We start from the raw sequence: 16,407 nt of genomic DNA, 5'->3' as shown, positions 1-16,407 counted from the left end.
TCGTCAATGGTCCGGGTGAGGCGCGTGAGGCGGATCTGGGTGTTGCCTCGGGCAATGGCAAGGGGCAGATCTTCGTGAAGGGCGAGGTCATCAAGGCGGTGCCCGAGTCGAAGATCGTCGAGACGCTGATCGAAGAGGCCATGAAGATCGCCGAGGGCATGGCAGGGGCGGGGGCGCCGTCGGGGGTTCCCGCCGTCACCGTGAGCTGAAACAGAACCAGAGAGGGGGCCCAGCGTGACGATTCTGGAAAGCATCCGGGGGCCGCACGATCTCAAGGCGCTGAACGACGCGCAACTCGACGAACTCGCCAAGGACATCAGGCAGTTCCTCATCCAGGCGGTGGCCAGGACCGGCGGTCATCTGGGACCCAACCTCGGGGTGGTGGAGCTCTCCATCGCCCTGCACCGGACCTTCGACTCGCCCGTCGACCGCATCCTCTGGGACACCGGGCACCAGAGCTATGTGCACAAACTGCTCACCGGACGGCAGGACTTCTCCAAGCTGCGCGGCAAAGGAGGCCTGTCCGGATACCCCTCCCGGGAGGAGTCCGAGCACGACGTCATCGAGAACTCGCACGCCTCGACCGTCCTCGGCTGGGCCGACGGCATCGCCAAGGCCCATCAGGTGCGGGGACGGAGCGACCACGTCGTGGCCGTCATCGGCGACGGGGCCCTCACCGGCGGGATGGCCTGGGAGGCGCTCAACAACATCGCGGCCGCGCGCGACCGGCCGCTGATCATCGTGGTGAACGACAACGAGCGCTCCTACGGCCCCACGATCGGCGGCCTCGCCGACCACCTCGCCACCCTCCGTACCACCGACGGATACGAACGCTTCCTCGCCTGGGGCAAGGACGTGCTCCGGCAGACGCCCGTCATCGGACAGCCGCTGTACGAGTCGCTGCACGGCGCGAAGAAGGGGTTCAAGGACGCCTTCGCCCCGCAGGGCATGTTCGAGGACCTCGGGCTGAAGTACGTCGGGCCGATCGACGGCCACGACGTCGCGGCCGTCGAATCCGCCCTGCACCGGGCGAAACGCTTCCACGGCCCGGTGCTGGTGCACTGCCTCACCGAGAAGGGCCGCGGCTACCCGCCCGCGCTCCGGGACGAGGCCGACCGCTTCCACGCCGTCGGCGCGATGGACCCGCTGACCTGCGCGCCGCTCGTACCGTCCGGCGGGCCTTCCTGGACCTCGGTGTTCGGGGACGAGCTCGCCGCGATCGGTGCGGAGCGGCCGGACGTCGTGGCCATCACGGCGGCGATGCTGCACCCCGTCGGACTGACGAAGTTCGCCGAGGCGTTCCCCGACCGGGTCTGGGACGTCGGCATCGCCGAGCAGCATGCCGCCGTGTCCGCGGCGGGACTGGCCACCGGCGGTCTGCACCCGGTCGTCGCCGTCTACGCCACCTTCCTCAACCGGGCCTTCGACCAGCTGCTGATGGATGTCGCGCTGCACCGGTGCGGGGTGACCTTCGTCCTCGACCGGGCCGGCGTCACCGGACCCGACGGGGCCTCGCACAACGGCATGTGGGACATGTCCGTGCTCCAGGTCGTCCCCGGGCTGCGGCTCGCGGCCCCGCGCGACGCCGGCGAACTCCGGGCCCAGCTCCGTGAGGCCGTCGCCGTCGACGACGCGCCCACCGTGATCCGGTTCCCCAAGGAGTCGGTGGGGGAGCCGGTCCCGGCGATCGGCAGGATCGGCGCAATGGACGTGCTGCACCGGACGGAGGACCCCGATGTGCTGCTCGTGGCCGTCGGCGTGCTCGCCCCGGTCTGCCTGAAGGCCGCCGATCTGCTGACCGGCGCCGGGGTCCGCTGCACGGTCGTCGATCCCCGCTGGGTCAAGCCGGTCGACGAGGAACTGCCCCCGCTCGCCGCACGGCACCGGCTGGTCGCCGTCGTCGAGGACAACAGCCGGGCAGGGGGCGTCGGCTCGGCGGTCGGGCAGGCGCTGCGGGACGCCGGGGTCGACGTACCGCTGCGCACGTTCGGCATCCCCGAGCAGTTCCTCGCGCACGGCAAGCGTGCCGAGGTGCTGGCCGACATCGGGCTCACCCCGGTCGAGATCGCCGGACGGATCAGCGCCGCACTGGCCGCCAAGGAGGCGGCGACAAGGACCGGGGAGAGCGGGGAATGAACGACGACGGGCCCAAGGGCTTCGACCTGGCGCGGCTCCTCGCGGAGCGCGGCGCCGAGCGCTACGAGCTGCACACCAAGTACCTCAACCACCAGCTGCCCCGGATGCTCCACACCATCGGCTTCGACAAGGTCTACGAACGGGCCGAGGGCGCACACTTCTGGGACGCGGACGGCAACGACTACCTCGACATGCTCGCCGGATTCGGCGTGATGGGACTCGGCCGGCACCACCCCGTCGTACGCAAGGCCCTGCACGACGTCCTGGACGCCTCGCTCGCCGACCTCACCCGCTTCGACTGCCAGCCGCTGCCCGGACTGCTGGCCGAGAAGCTGCTCGCGCACAGCCCGCACCTGGACCGGGTCTTCTTCGGCAACAGCGGCACGGAAGCGGTCGAGACGGCCCTGAAGTTCGCCCGCTACGCCACCGGCAGGCCCAGGATCCTCTACTGCGCCCACGCCTTCCACGGGCTGACGACCGGCTCCCTCTCGGTCAACGGGGAGGACGGCTTCCGGGACGGCTTCGCACCCCTGCTGCCGGACACCGCCATCGGGCTCGGTGATCTCGACGCACTGCGGCGCGAGCTGAAGCGCGGGGACGTGGCGGCGCTGGTCGTCGAGCCGATCCAGGGCAAGGGCGTCCACGCCGCGCCCCCCGGCTTCCTGCGGGACGCGCAGGAGCTGCTGCACCGGCACAAGGCCCTGCTCATCGCCGACGAGGTGCAGACCGGCCTCGGCCGGACCGGCGACTTCTACGCGTACCAGCACGAGGAGGGTGTCGAGCCCGATCTGGTCTGTGTCGCCAAGGCCCTCTCCGGCGGCTATGTGCCGGTCGGGGCGACCCTGGGCAAGGACTGGATCTTCCGGCGCGTCTACTCGTCCATGGACCGGGTCCTGGTCCACTCCGCGAGCTTCGGCTCCAACGCCCAGGCGATGGCGGCCGGGCTCGCGGTCCTCGCGGTGATGGAGGACGAGGGGACCGTCGCCCATGCGCGCCGCACCGGTGAGCTGCTGCGGGAGCGGCTGACCGCACTGGTCGACCGTTACGAGCTGCTGCACGAGGTGCGCGGGCGCGGGCTGATGATCGGCATCGAGTTCGGCCGGCCGTCGTCGCTCAAGCTGCGCAGCCGCTGGACCATGCTGCAGGCGGCCCGCAAGGGACTCTTCGCGCAGATGGTGGTGGTGCCGCTGCTCCAGAAGCACCGCATCCTCACCCAGGTCTCGGGCGACCAGCTGGAAGTGATCAAGCTGATTCCGCCACTGGTGATCGACGAGTCGGACGTCGACCGGTTCGTCACGGCGTTCACGGCGGTGATGGACGACGCGCACAGCGGCGGCGGGCTGATGTGGGACTTCGGCAGGACGCTGGTGAAACAGGCTGTCGCCAACCGCTGACCTTTTTGCCTGAGAGGCAAGAAATTTGCCTCTCAGGCAGGCTCCTGGCCCAATAGGTACATGAATCCTCCAGACGGAGGGGCGGCCGACGAGCTGCCCGGAGTCGCACCACGCCTGCGCGATCTGCGCCGGAGCCGTGGTCTCACCCTGGAGACCGCCGCTCAGCGGGCGGGGCTCTCGCCCGCCCATCTCTCCCGGCTCGAAACGGGACGCCGCCAGCCTTCGCTGCCGATGCTCCTCGGTCTTGCCAGGATCTACGGTACGACAGTCTCCGAACTGCTCGGCGAGACGCCCCCGGAACGTGACGCGATCATCCGCGGCGGCAATTTCGAGGGGGCCGAGGCCGACGGCTGGATGTACCGGCAGGCCGGGGGTTCCGGCCGGGCCATGCAGGCGCTCCGCGTCCGGGTTCCGCACGGCGCGCAGGGCGATCTCGTGCGCGTCCATCCCGGCGAGGAATGGCTGTACGTGCTCGCCGGGCACCTCCGGGTCTGGCTCGGGGACACCGTGCACGATCTCGCCCCCGGTGACAGCGCGCACTTCGACTCGCTCACCCCGCACCGGATCACGGCCGTCGACCGAGACGGTGCCGAGCTGCTCTTCGTCCACACCCTGCTGCAGAGCCCCGCCGCCGAGCTGTGCCTCGGCAGCGGAATCCACCGTCGCTGAGACCGGTCCGTCCGGTCGCCAGAGAGGACTGTCATGTCCGATTCAGAGAACTTCGACCCGCTCGGGTCCAGGAAGAAGTACGAGGCGCAGGAGCGGAAGTTCCCGCGCGGTGTGGTGATCCGGCTGTTCGCCTACCTCATCGCCGGACACATCTTCGCGGCCTTCCTCTACCTGCTCTTCGCGGTGGCCGGCAAGGGCTGACCACCGCTGTCCGGCGGGCCCGGCTACGCCTCGTCGAGGAGCCGGTCGCGCAGCCGCTCACGGGTCTCGGGAGCGAGCTTCAGGCCCTCGGAGAAGTAGCGCTCCGTGCCGCCCCAGGTCTCGTCGATGGTGGCGAACGCCGCGGCGAGGTACTCGGCATGGGCGCCGAAGAGCGGATTCAGCAGTTCCATCACCTCGGCCGACATGCCGTCCGCCGAGGTGTCGCTGCGGCGCACCTTGTAGCGGCGGTGGGCGTCGTTGGACTTCAGGTAGTCGGCCTCGACGGCATCGCGTTCGACGCCGACGGCGAGCAGTGACACCGCGATCGACAGACCGGCCCGGTCCTTGCCCGCCGCGCAGTGCATCAGGGCGGGCACGCTGTCCTCGGCCAGGGCGTGCAGGACCTGGCTGTGCTCGGCGGTGCGGTCCCGGATGATCGAGCGGTACGAGGCGATCATCCGGTTCGCGCCCTTGCCGTCGGCCAGGATCGAGCGCAGCTGGGCGACGTCGCCGTCGCGGACCATGTGCCAGAACTCCGAGCCGTCGGCCGGGTCGGAGAGCGGGATGCTCACATTCCGTACGCCCGGCAGCTCCACGTCCAGGCCGTCGAGCCTGCGGTCGGCGTCGTTGCGGAAGTCGAAGATCGTGTGCAGACCGAGGCCGCCGAGGAAGGAGGCGTCCTCGGTGGTGGCATGTGCGAGGTGACCACTGCGGAAGAGCCGCCCGTGCCGCACCCGTCGGCCGTCCACGGTGGGCAGCCCGCCCACATCGCGGAAGTTGCGGACACCCGCCAGCTCGGGTTCCGTCGACGGCATCTGCGGCAACTGCTCCGTCACAGCGACTCCTGGTGTGTCTGGTGCCGACGCGAGTCGCCGGCAAGGCCACTCCCGCGACGATACGACATTGATACCTCAGGCAATCATCTCGGCCTTTCCCTGTCGATACCTGGGCGAACTCCTTTGCTCCCGCGGCGAATCCGCCCGGTGAATTCCTTGTCAGGCCGTTGCCCATGCCCCACTGATGGTCGATGATGTGCGGAACTGTTGGAATGTGGGGATGCGATGATCGAGACGGGCAACACCGGCCGGACCTGGCTGCTCACCGGGGCGAGCAGCAGCTACGCACTGCGACTGACCGAGCAGGACGAACTGGTCCATCTGCACTGGGGGCCGAGGATCTCCCTCGCGGCGGCCGAGGCGCTGGCCGCGGCGCCGGAGCTGCCCTTCAGGGCCTTCGAGTCCCACCTCGACGGCCGTGAGGAATATCCGGTGGAGGGCGGCCCCAGGTTCGTCCGCCCGGCGCTCTCGGTACGCACTCCGCAGGTCCGCGGCACCGAGTGGGCCTTCGCCGCTGCCGTGGTGGACGGGGACGAACTGCGGATCGGCTTCACCGACTCCGTGCACCGGCTCGCCCTCACCCTGCACTACCGGATGCGGGACGACTCCGATGTCGTGGAGCGCTGGACCACCGTCGCCCACGCCGGGCCGGACGGACCGCCGCTGGAACTGCTGCGCGCCGACGCGGCCGCCTGGTCGCTGCCCGCCCGCGACGGCTGGCGGCTGAGCCGGCTGCACGGACGCTGGGCGGCGGAGTCGCGGCTGGAACGGGCGGAGCTGCTCCATGGCGAGAGCGTCATCTCCAGTCGGCGCGGCCACACCGGCCACCAGTACCTGCCGTGGGCCGCACTGGACGCCGACGGCGCGGCGACCGAGGAGAGCGGTGAGGTGTACGGCTGCGCGCTCGGCTGGTCCGGGTCGTGGCGGATCTCCGTGCAGCGGCTGCCCGACGGGCTCGTACAGATCACCGGTGGCGCCGGCTACGACGACTCCGGGCTGCTGCGGCTCGCACCGGGGGAGTCGTACACCACGCCCGTGTTCGCCGGTCTGTGGAGCGGGCAGGGGTTCGGCGGGGCCAGCCGCGCCTGGCACGCCTGGCAGCTGGCCCATGTGATCCCGGACGCGGAGAACCTGCGGCCGGTGCTCTACAACTCCTGGGAGGCGACGGGCTTCGACATTTCGCTGGACCAGCAGCGCGCTCTCGCCGAGCGCGCCGCCGCGATGGGCGTCGAGCTCTTCGTGGTGGACGACGCGTGGTTCGGGCAGCGGACCAGTGACCGGGCCGGGCTCGGCGACTGGACGCCGAATCCGGACCGCTTCCCCGGCGGGCTGAAACCGCTCGCCGACGAAGTGCACGGGCTCGGCATGCAGTTCGGTATCTGGGTCGAACCGGAAATGGTCAACGCCGACAGTGATCTCTATCGCGCGCACCCCGACTGGGTGCAGCATTTCCCCGGCCGGGCGCGGACGGAGTACCGCAACCAGTTGGTGCTCAATCTGGCCCGCCCCGATGTGCAGGCATATCTCTGGGAGCAGCTGGACACGCTGCTCTCCGGTGCACCCGTCGACTATGTGAAATGGGATTTCAACCGCTGCTTCACCGATGCGGGCTGGCCGGGCGAGGAGTACCCGCAGAAGCTCTGGATCGAGCACGTGAACGGCCTGTACGCGCTGATCGACCGGCTCAGGGCCGCGCATCCCACGGTCGCGTTCGAGTCCTGCTCGGGCGGCGGCGGCCGGGTCGACCTGGGGATTCTGTCCCGTACGGACCAGGTGTGGACCTCCGACAACACCGACCCGCTCGACCGTCTCGCCATCCAGGAGGGCTTCGGGCACATCCACCCGGCCCGGGTGATGGCCGCCTGGGTCACCGACAGCCCGAACCACCAGCTCAACGGCAGGGTCAGCTCGCTGCGCTTCCGCTTCGTGAGTGCCATGGCCGGTGTGCTCGGGGTCGGCGGGGACCTCACCGAATGGAGCGAGGAGGAGCTGGCCGAGGCGCGGACCTGGGTGGAGCTCTACAAGGAGATCCGGCCGGTCGTGCAGCACGGCGCGCTGTACCGGCTGCGCGAGCCGCGGGGCGGACTCGGCGCGGTCCAGTACGTCCACGGGGCGGAGACCGTGGTCCTGATGTGGCTGGAGGCGCAGCGATACGGGGAGCGGCCCCCGGCCCTGCGGCTGCGCGGGCTGGATCCCGAAGCGACGTACACCTGCCTGGACACGGGGGACGTGCACCACGGTTCGGCACTGCTGCACCAGGGGCTGCACAGCGGACTTCGGGGCGATCTCGACGCGCGAGTGCTGAGGCTCCGGCGGGGGTGACAGACGGGACATGTCCGTAATGCGGGCTTTGTCTGAATATGGCCTGCTTGTACGGGAGATGATCGCCGCCTCGTGAGCGGGATCATATCCGTGACGGTGTGTGGTGACGGGCGAGTTGGGCATTCCGTGCGCGGCGCGGAAAGCCAAGATCCTTAATCCACGGAGTGTGACCGGAATTCCGCGCCGATTTCCCGGCGCGGATTCCGGCATGGAACCTGTGGCTTGTTCTCGTCGTCCCGACTCGCTTACGGTCACCGTCAATCCGGACGGACCGCCTAATCCTGCCGCCGCCCGGAATTCACATCCACTCATCGCGTGGCAGGAGCGGGGGAACCAGGTAAGCCGCCGACCGGAGAAATCCGGCCGGCTCGGGGTGAAGTCGCGCTCAGCGCGGCCGGGCATCTCCAGCCCGAACCCGACAGCTCACCTCGCAGGCGCCGGAGAGGAAATACGCCATGCCCATATCGGGTAAGCACCGCCGTCCGAAGTTCGGCCCCATCGCCCGTGGCGTCGCCGCGGCAGGCGCCGGTGGCGCCGTCCTCGCGCTGCCGCTGCTCGGTGCCACCGGCGCCCACGCCGCGGAGCCGGCCGCCCCGGCCGCCGCGCCGCAGTCGGCCGCCGCCACGCACGCCGAGCCGGTCGCGCAGAAGCAGGCCGCCACCACGACGTACTCCGTCGTCTCCGGCGACTACCTGTCGAAGATCGCCGCCGAGCACAAGATCAAGGGTGGCTGGGAGAAGCTGTACCAGGACAACCGGAAGGTCGTCGGCGAGGACCCCGGCCTGATCTTCCCGGGCATGAAGCTGACCCTCGGCGCCAAGGCGACCGGCGACGCCGCGCCCACCGGTGCCGGCGCCGGCTCGTCCCTCCCGTCGAAGGCTCCCTCGAAGGCCGCGGAGAAGTCCGCCCCGGCCAAGTCCGTGACCGCCGTCCCGCAGTCCAAGGCCCCGGCCTCGGCCCCGGCCGCCCAGAGCAGCGGCTCCGGTTACGTCCACCCGGTCCCCGGCAACCACACCACCAACTACCGCGCCTCCGGCTCCAACTGGTCCAGCGGCAGCCACACCGGGATCGACTTCCCCGTCTCCACCGGCACCAGCGTGAAGTCCATCACCTCCGGCACCGTCGTCGCCGCCGGCTGGGGTGGCGCGTACGGCAACCAGGTCGTCGTCAAGCACACCGACGGCCACTACTCGCAGTACGGCCACCTGTCCTCCGTCTCCGTCTCGGTGGGCCAGGCCATGAGCGCCGGTCAGCAGGTCGGCCTCTCCGGCGCCACCGGCAACGCCACCGGCCCGCACCTGCACTTCGAGGTCCGCACGGGCCCGGCGTACGGCTCGGACATCGACCCGATCGCCTTCCTGGCCTCGCACGGCATCTACGTCTGAGCGGAACGGCCGGGCAGCTGAGCAACAAAGCATGACCTGAGCAACACGGAAGGGGCGGTGCGCGGCGGCGCACCCCCCCTTCCGCTTATTCCCCCTTTACCAAAACCTGACCGGGTGGTCTATCTCACCACCCGTCAACCCCATATTACGGTCGCGTAGGTCACATTCGGCGGTGCAGGATAAGCGTTTGTGGCAGACGATTCGAGAAAAAACCAACGTGGCGTCATCAACCGACAGGGCGTCTTCGGGTCGTACGCGGCGATTGGCGACAGCTTCACCGAGGGAGTCGGCGACCCCGGCCCGGACGGGACCTTCGTCGGCTGGGCGGACCGATTCGCGGTGCTCCTCGCGGACCAGCTCCCGGACCCCGATGCGGGCACCGAAGGTTCCGCGCACGGGAATTTCAGGTACGCCAATCTCGCCGTACGCGGACGCCTCCTCGACCAGATCGTCGAGGAGCAGGTACCGCGCGCCAAGGAGCTCGCACCCGACCTGGTGAGCTTCTGCGCGGGCGGCAACGACATCATCCGGCCGGGCACCGACCCCGACGACGTGGCCGAGCGCTTCGAGCGCGCGGTCGCGGAGCTGACCGGAGCGGTCGGCACGGTCATGGTCACCACCGGCTTCGACACCCGTGGCGTTCCCGTGCTGCGCCATCTGCGCGGCAAGATCGCCACGTACACCGCCCATGTACGGGCCATCGCCGACCGCTACGACTGCCCGGTCCTCGACCTGTGGTCGCTGCGGTCCGTTCAGGACCGCCGCGCCTGGGACGACGACCGGCTCCATCTGTCGGCCGAGGGACACACCAGGGTCGCGCTGCGCGCCGCCCAGGTCCTCGGCATCGATGTGCCGGCCGACCCCGACCAGGAATGGCCCCCGCAGGCACAGCGCGGCACCCTCGAAGTACGGCGCGACGACATCCACTGGGCGCGGGAGTACCTGGTTCCGTGGATCGGCCGGCGGTTGCGCGGCGAGTCCTCGGGCGACCACGTCGAGGCGAAGCGGCCGGACCTCCTGCCGCTCTAGACAGATGTCCGCGGCCGCGTTGCCGCCGCTCGCCGGACCGGCCCGAACCTCAGACCGGTCCGGCGAGCGACGACAGCGGAGCGGCCGGTATCCGCTCCAGCACACCGCCCGCGAAGACGTCGTACAGCGGCAGCGTCTCCAGGTGCACGTAGCCGATGTGGCAGTCGCAGACCGCCAGCGGACAGGCGCGCGGACCGAGAGCTTGCCGGTAGCTCCCGTCGTAGAGATTGCCGAGCTCCGCCGGTACGAAATGGCAGCGCCGCACGGTGCCGTCACCGTCCACCGAGATGACCGACTCGCCGGTCCGGCAGGGCAGTCCGGCCGACCGGTGCGGATGCCGGCTGTACGGGAAGAGCGGGTCGACGGCCGTCCAGCGGTCCGCCTCCTCGTCCGTGTAGGTGTGGCCCTCCGCCGCGTTCACCCAGAGATAGACCTCGTCCGGCAGCGCCGCGCGCAGCCGCCGCGCCTCGTCGAGGTGGTCGTCGAGCCCGACGACACCGACACTGTGCCGGATGCCGAGCGCGGTCAGCTCCCGGCACTTGGTGAGGAACCGCTCGTACGGCGTCTGCCCCGGGTGGTACGTGCACCACAGGGCGATCTTCTCGCGGCCCGCCCCACCGGCCTCGGCCAGCCACCCCGTGCGGCTGCTGATGTTGGTCTGGATCGCGACCCGGCGGATGTGCGGCAGCCGCGCCAGCTCGACCAGGGCACGGCGGTACCAGGAGCGGACCAGCCCCTCGCCCCACGGCGTGAACAGGACCGAGAGCCGGTCACCGGTCTGCGCCGCGGCCCACGCCGTGAACCGCTCCAGCGCGGCACGGTCGGCACGCAGCTGCTCCGGGCTGTCGCGCCGCTTGGCGAACGGGCAGTACGGACAGTCGTAGTCGCACGACGCGAGCGGGCCGCGGTAGAGGATCGTCAGGTCCATGGGCGCGCTCACTTCAGCTCGTACGCGGCCATCGCGGCCCGTACATCGGGGGAGAAGAGCTCCGGGCCCAGGGCGTCGGAGTGGGCCAGGCCCTCGGGGGACAGCCGCAGCAGTCCGGACGCCCCGGCCGACGCGTCGAGCCAGCCGCGCGCCTCGAACCGGGCCAGCTCCAGGCGGAAGTCGTCGGCCGGCGAGGTACCGAACCGCTCCCGGTAGTCGGCCAGTCGCAGCCCCTCGGCCTGGAGGACCGACTGGAGGAGGTGGCGCCGGCGGGCCTCGTCGCCGTCGACGTACCGTCCGACCTCCGCGCGGGAGAAGTCCTCGGCGGCGGCGTAGCCGTCGATGATCGCCCGCACCTCCCGCATCTCCACCGCGTAGTCGAAGGAATAGTGCAGCTCCGTGGTGTACGAGCGGGCGCCGCACCCCAGGCCGATCATGCCGTCGGTCTGGCAGGCGTAGTCGTCGGGGCCGTCCGTCCGCGGGGCGTCGGCGCGGCGGAACATCCGCATCGAGACCTGCTCGTAGCCGTGGGCCAGGAGATGGTCCCGGCCCGCGCGGTACAGCCGCAGCCGCTGCTCGTCCCAGGCCGCGTCCGCCGACGCCCCGCCGTCCGCGTCGAGCCGTCCCAGACCGGTCAGCGGGCGGACGTACAACGGATAGAGATACAGCTCCTCCGGCTGCCAGCCGAGCGCCGCGTCCAGCGAGGCGCGCCAGCTGTCCTCGGTCTGCCCGTCGATTCCGTAGATCAGGTCGATGTTGAGGACCGGGATACGGGCATCGCGTATCCGGTCCAGCGCCGCCTCCACATCGGCCCGCCGCTGCGGGCGCACGGCGGCACGCGCCTCCGATTCGACGAAGCTCTGCACCCCGATGCTGATCCTGGTCGTCCCGCGGTCGGCGAGGACGGCCAGCCGGTCGGCGGTCGCGGTCGACGGCGACGTCTCGACCGACAGCGGAACGGACCGCAGATCGGCGCCCATCCGCTTCTCCGCGATGTCGCAGAGCCGCTCCAGCTCCGCCGCGGTCAGGAACGTGGGCGTACCCCCGCCGAACGCGGCCGCGGCGAAACGCACCGGCCCGTCGTCGCCCAGCGCCTCCCGGACCGCGGTGGCCTGCCGGTCCAGCGCGTCGAGATACCGGGTCGTCAGCTCGTCCGGAGCGCCGATCCGGGTGAAGAGATTGCAGAAGCCGCAGCGGACCTCGCAGAACGGTATGTGCAGATAGAGCGAGAGCGCGTCCTTGCGCTCGGCCGCCCACAGCTCGCGCAGTCCCGGCCGGTCGGCGAGCGGCCGGTAGGCGGTCTTGTGCGGGTAGGCGTAGACATAGCTCTGGTACGGCCGGGTGGCCGGCGCGACGGTCGTGGTGCGGCTCATGGTGCGATGGCCCCCGGTTCCAGGAAGAAGTGCGCGTACGGAACGGTCCAGACGGACTCGTGACCGAGCCGGTGACCGGTGTAGCCGTCGTCCCCGTACGCAGTGCCGTGGTCCGAGCAGACGATGGCGAAACAGCGACGGCGGCTGCTCGCGGCGGCGAAGAGCCTGCCGATATGGGCGTCGACGTACTCCAGAGCCGCGGCATGGGTGGCGCGGGAGTCGCCCGCCTCGCGGGTGGCCCCCGGCAGGTGGAACCAGTTGGGCTGGTGCAGGGCGGACACATTGACGAAGAGGAACAGCCGCTGCTCCGCGGGGAGTCCGGCGACGACCTCCTCGGCACGGGCCACCTGTGCCTCGAAGGAGGTGGGCGACGCCACACCGAACTCCGGCTCCCAGTGGCTCTCCTGGAACATGCCGGGCAGCACGGAACCGAGCGGCGCCTGCTTGTTGAAGAAGCCGACACCGCCGATGCACACCGTGCGGTAGCCCACGCCGGCGAGGCCGGAGAGCAGATCCGGTGTGTCGAAGACAAAGGTGCCGGAGGCGGTGGACTCGCTGCCGGCGAAGCGTGCCGCGAACAGCCGGGGGTGCGGCCCCGGGCCCGCCGGTGTCGGCAGGAATCCCGCGAAGATCGCCTGGTGGGAGGCGTAGGTGAAGCTTCCCGGCGCATGCCGCTTCTCCCAGACACCGCCCGGCAGATGGCGCGCCAGATGCGGAATGCGGCCCGCGGCGGCGAGCTCCACCGCCACGTCGTGGCGCAGCGTGTCGAGGGTGACGAGCAGCAGATCGTGGCTGCCCACGATCTCGCTCATGTCCGGGTTCCGGGCGTCCTCGGGGGTGCGCGCGGTGTCAGGCGGTGGCGGTTGCACGGTGGTTCCTTGCTCTGTTCATTACGGCGGCGACCTGCGCCGCATAGGTGTCCAGGTCCTCGGCGCCGCTGCCCGGAAGGCCGGTCAGCCGCGGCAGGAGATCGCCGAAGGCGTTGACCTCGCCGACGGCGAAGCGCCGCCAGCCGGTCGAGGGCAGCAGATCGACGCCCACACAGAGGGTGTCCGGGAAGCACGCCGCGGCCCGTTCGCACACGGCCAGGGCCTCGCTCCAGCTGCCGCCCGCCGCCTCGACGGCGTCGCGGACCTCGTCGAGATCCCCGCGCTCGCCGCCGAGGTGGAGGTTGGTCATGGGGGAGCGGCTGGTGCGCACGACGGCGTGGGTGGCCCGGCCCGCCACCACCACGACCCGCAGATCCGTCGCCCGGCCGCGCCGGGTGGCCTTGGGCAGCCAGCGCTCGATGTGCAGCCCGTCCGGTGCGAGCGCGTCGACGATCGCCGCGACCTCCCGCTCCGTCGTGACGCGGCGCACCCGCAGCGAGTTGAAGAGCCGGCCCGACGCGTCGCGCTCCACCGACGTGGTGGCCCTCACCCGGCCGGGCCCGGCCGTCTCCACGGCCAGGACCCCCGAGGCGGACGAGCCGTGCGCGAGCTTCACGAAGACCCTGGGCAGGCCACGGTCCGCCATCCGCGCCCGTACGCCCGCCCAGTCCCGCACCACGGGCGCCGCGGCTCCCGAGGTCGGCGAGGCAGGGACCGGCACCCCGGCGCCGTCCAGCACGGCATGGCAGAGCCGCTTGTCGAACAGCACCGCCACATCGGCGGGATCGTCGAGCAGCACGGCACCGGCAGCGGCCGCCGCGCGCGCCACCTCCCGCACGGCCGCGGTGAAACGGGCGTACCAGAGGGCGGTCCCCTCGACCCGGGTCGGATCCCCGACCGCGCGGAGCAGCCGCTCCACCTCGGCTTCCTCACCGGGGGAGTCCATCCGGACGGTCTCGCCGGGCAGGAATCCGGCTTCGCCGCGCAGGACGTCGAGCCAGGACACGACACGCGCCGCCGGCAGCCCGGCTCCGCGCACGGCGTCCTGGAAGAGCGTGACCCGGCGGTTGCCGGGCACACCCACGACGGCGAAGCGCGGCGCCGGGCCGGGCGTACTACTCGCCGACGGCGACATAGCGGTCGATGTCCTCTTCCGGATCCCAGTACTCGACCTCGTCGATCTCGACGTTCACCCGGTCCGGACCGAGGAGGTCCCTCAGGCGGTCCACCAACGGGTCGCTCATGTAGTGGTGGTGCAGGTCCAGTGAGGTCAGGTGGGTGAGCGGCTGTCCCGAGAGCAGCGCTTCGGCCCCTTCGTCACCCAGGGTCCCCATCGAGAGGGAGAGCGTCTCCAGCTGGGCGACGACCGGGGCGGAGGCCACGGCGGCCGCGATCTCGTCCTGGATCTCGCTGTTCCGCAGCCCCAGATGGCGCAAGGCGGGGAATGTCGCGCCGGACAGCAGCGGAGCGAGGTCCTCGACCCCGGTGTCACCGCCGTACTCGGTGACGCCCAGCCAGAGGTCGAGGCGCTCCAGCGCGGGCAGTTCGGAAGCGCCGATCGCCCGCACGAGCCCGGACGGAAGCCCGCCGGACTCGAACCGCAGCGACTTGAGCGACTTGTGCCGCACCGGCCGCAGACCGAGCGAAGACCCGTCGGAGGCCTGCTCGCCGCAGCCGCGAACCGTCAGCTCCTCCAACTGCCCGAACGCCTCGACCACCGGCGTCACGTCGCACATCTCCAGCCACGACACCTCGCACTCCTCGCTGACGACGTCGGCGAGGAAGAGCGCCCGCAGGGCCGGGAAACGGTCGGCATGACCGACCAGCAGATCGACGACCGGGGCGAAGGACTCGTACTCCTGCTGCCACCAGGCGCCGATCAGCAGGGCCCGCACCCGCGTCGTGTCGACCGTGTCGACGAAGTGCTGCCACAGCGTGCCGAACGTCAGATCGCCCTGCCAGGCGCTCTCCAGCCGCCACGCGACCGAACCGGCCTCCGGCAGCGGCGTGCCGGAGGCCCGGTCCGGACCGGGAAGGGTGTGGACGGGCAGGCCGTGGAACGACTCGGGATGCTCGATGTCAGTCATCGCGCGTCACTCCGAGGCCGAGGTGTAACGGCCTTCGATGCCGCGGTTGCCCCAGGGCTTCTCACGCTCCGACACATCGACCCGCACGCCGTGCGGTTGCAGCGCCTCCGTGATCCGGCGCTCCATCGGCTCGGTCATGAAGTGGTGGTGCAGATCGAGCTTTTCGAGATGGGTCAGCGGCTGGCCGTCCAGCAGCGCCGCCGCGCCCTCGTCGCCCATGGTGCCGTTCGACAGGTCGAGGACACGCAACTGCGCGACGACCGGGGCACTCGCGACCGCCGTCGCGATCTCGTTCTGCAACTCGCTGTTGCGCAGACCGAGATGGGTGAGTCGGGGGAAGCGGGTGCCGGAGAGCAACGGGGCCAGGTCGGCCACATCGGCGTCGCCCCCGTACGCGGAGACACCGAGCCAGAGGTCGAGCCGCTCCAGCGCGGGCAGCTCGCTGTCCAGGATGCCCCGGATCACCCCGACCGGCAGACCGCCGGTCTCGATGGTCAGCGAACGCAGCCGCTCGTGCTTCGTGGGGGAGAAGACCAGGTCGGTGCCGCCGCGCACGCCCAGTTCCAGCAGACCGGGGAAGGCCTTCAGCAGCGCCGTGACGTCCGACTGCTCGATCCAGGAGATCTCGTTCTCCTCCGAGATCATGTCGCCGACGAAGACGGCCTCCAGCGAGGTCAGCCGGTCGGCGGCGGCGATGATCAGATCGATCGGGTAGGACGATTTCTCCTCGTACGACTCGCCCCACTGACCGATGATCAGGGCCCGCACGCCGGCCGGGTCGACCGCCTTCAGGAACGTCTGGAAGGCTTCCTCCCAGGTCGTCTCGGACTCGTCGTCGTACGGATCGACCGATATGCGCCAGGCTGCCGCATCGGCGGCCTGCACGGGCGCCTCACCCGTCGCGTGCTGGAAGTCGACAGTGGGAAGGCCGAGCAACTCGTGCAGATGGTCCACACCGGACATGACCGTGAGCTCCTGGTACTGAGGGAACGGCTGATGCCCAAGGTTTATCAAGCCGCACTGACAACGGCGCGACCGGGACCGCCGCGACGCTCCGCCGGTCCCGGCCGGCCGCCGGTCGATTGATGCTCCTATTGGCAGTCAAGCGGTGTGGGGTGCCTGGTCGCCGGTCATGTGTAGGGGGCTCGCGGTTTCGGGCGTCGGCGGTCCGCAATACT

The 16,407-nt window shown here is 70.7% G+C and carries 15 protein-coding genes and 1 riboswitch; of the genes, 8 read left to right on the top strand and 7 right to left on the bottom strand.

The genetic code is table 11. The annotated features are described in order from the left end of the window. The 5 genes from ACFV8T_RS44530 to ACFV8T_RS44510 form a co-directional block, all read left to right on the top strand. A partial coding sequence (locus tag ACFV8T_RS44530) for a flavodoxin-dependent (E)-4-hydroxy-3-methylbut-2-enyl-diphosphate synthase (protein WP_385339367.1) occupies positions 1-209 on the top strand: 209 nt, incomplete at its 5' end. A 25-nt stretch (positions 210-234) separates the two neighbouring features. Then, complete coding sequence (dxs, locus tag ACFV8T_RS44525) at positions 235-2,136, top strand: 1-deoxy-D-xylulose-5-phosphate synthase (RefSeq protein ID WP_385339364.1); 1,902 nt, start codon at positions 235-237, stop codon at positions 2,134-2,136. Next, the gene (locus ACFV8T_RS44520) at positions 2,133-3,530 is read left to right on the top strand and encodes an aspartate aminotransferase family protein (RefSeq protein ID WP_385339361.1); all 1,398 of its coding nucleotides are present in this window, start codon (positions 2,133-2,135) and stop codon (positions 3,528-3,530) included. Before dxs ends, ACFV8T_RS44520 begins: the two co-directional genes overlap by 4 nt. A gap of 60 nt (positions 3,531-3,590) precedes the next feature. Further along, positions 3,591-4,199 (top strand): helix-turn-helix domain-containing protein, encoded by a 609-nt coding sequence (locus ACFV8T_RS44515; protein ID WP_385339358.1) that lies wholly within the window; start codon positions 3,591-3,593, stop codon positions 4,197-4,199. Positions 4,200-4,232: 33 nt separating this feature from the next. Beyond that, the gene (locus ACFV8T_RS44510; protein WP_266429792.1) at positions 4,233-4,400 is read left to right on the top strand and encodes a DUF6126 family protein; all 168 of its coding nucleotides are present in this window, start codon (positions 4,233-4,235) and stop codon (positions 4,398-4,400) included. Between the two features lie 23 nt (positions 4,401-4,423). Here ACFV8T_RS44510 and ACFV8T_RS44505 read toward each other — a convergent pair whose 3' ends face one another. Further along, entirely contained in the window at positions 4,424-5,236 is an 813-nt protein-coding gene (locus ACFV8T_RS44505) for a tyrosine-protein phosphatase (protein WP_385339355.1), read from the bottom strand. 225 nt (positions 5,237-5,461) lie between these two features. Here ACFV8T_RS44505 and ACFV8T_RS44500 point away from each other — a divergent pair, with 225 nt between their 5' ends. The 3 genes from ACFV8T_RS44500 (at position 5,462) to ACFV8T_RS44490 (ending at position 9,972) form a co-directional block, all read left to right on the top strand. Then, positions 5,462-7,558, top strand: a complete 2,097-nt coding sequence (locus tag ACFV8T_RS44500) for an alpha-galactosidase (RefSeq protein ID WP_385339353.1) — start codon at positions 5,462-5,464, stop codon at positions 7,556-7,558. Positions 7,559-7,853: 295 nt separating this feature from the next. Continuing rightward, positions 7,854-8,010, top strand: a riboswitch (cyclic di-AMP (ydaO/yuaA leader). 3 nt (positions 8,011-8,013) lie between these two features. After that, positions 8,014-8,943 (top strand): peptidoglycan DD-metalloendopeptidase family protein, encoded by a 930-nt coding sequence (locus ACFV8T_RS44495; RefSeq protein WP_385339350.1) that lies wholly within the window; start codon positions 8,014-8,016, stop codon positions 8,941-8,943. Between the two features lie 189 nt (positions 8,944-9,132). Next, complete coding sequence (locus ACFV8T_RS44490; protein WP_385339347.1) at positions 9,133-9,972, top strand: SGNH/GDSL hydrolase family protein; 840 nt, start codon at positions 9,133-9,135, stop codon at positions 9,970-9,972. A gap of 49 nt (positions 9,973-10,021) precedes the next feature. On the opposite strand, the gene ACFV8T_RS44485 is transcribed toward ACFV8T_RS44490, so the two are convergent. From ACFV8T_RS44485 to ACFV8T_RS44460, 6 genes are read right to left on the bottom strand one after another with little or no spacing between them, the layout of a single operon-like run. Continuing rightward, positions 10,022-10,900, bottom strand: coding sequence for an STM4011 family radical SAM protein (locus ACFV8T_RS44485; protein ID WP_385339344.1), 879 nt, complete (start codon positions 10,898-10,900; stop codon positions 10,022-10,024). A gap of 8 nt (positions 10,901-10,908) precedes the next feature. After that, positions 10,909-12,273: an STM4012 family radical SAM protein gene (locus ACFV8T_RS44480; protein WP_385339340.1), complete on the bottom strand. Its 1,365-nt coding sequence runs from the start codon at positions 12,271-12,273 to the stop codon at positions 10,909-10,911. Then, positions 12,270-13,085, bottom strand: a complete 816-nt coding sequence (locus tag ACFV8T_RS44475; RefSeq protein ID WP_385339370.1) for an STM4013/SEN3800 family hydrolase — start codon at positions 13,083-13,085, stop codon at positions 12,270-12,272. The genes ACFV8T_RS44480 and ACFV8T_RS44475 overlap by 4 nt, the downstream gene beginning before the upstream one ends. A 37-nt stretch (positions 13,086-13,122) precedes the next feature. Next, positions 13,123-14,277, bottom strand: a complete 1,155-nt coding sequence (locus tag ACFV8T_RS44470) for an STM4014 family protein (RefSeq protein WP_385339338.1) — start codon at positions 14,275-14,277, stop codon at positions 13,123-13,125. Then, complete coding sequence (locus ACFV8T_RS44465) at positions 14,258-15,229, bottom strand: STM4015 family protein (RefSeq protein WP_385339335.1); 972 nt, start codon at positions 15,227-15,229, stop codon at positions 14,258-14,260. Before ACFV8T_RS44465 ends, ACFV8T_RS44470 begins: the two co-directional genes overlap by 20 nt. 6 nt (positions 15,230-15,235) lie before the next feature. Beyond that, entirely contained in the window at positions 15,236-16,192 is a 957-nt protein-coding gene (locus tag ACFV8T_RS44460; protein WP_385339333.1) for an STM4015 family protein, read from the bottom strand. Between the last annotated feature and the right edge of the window lie 215 nt (positions 16,193-16,407).

The organism is Streptomyces sp. NPDC059832 (genome assembly GCF_042731715.1).
Taxonomy (GTDB): Bacteria; Actinomycetota; Actinomycetes; order Streptomycetales; family Streptomycetaceae; genus Streptomyces.
This window is presented reverse-complemented; position numbering and strand designations above follow the sequence as displayed.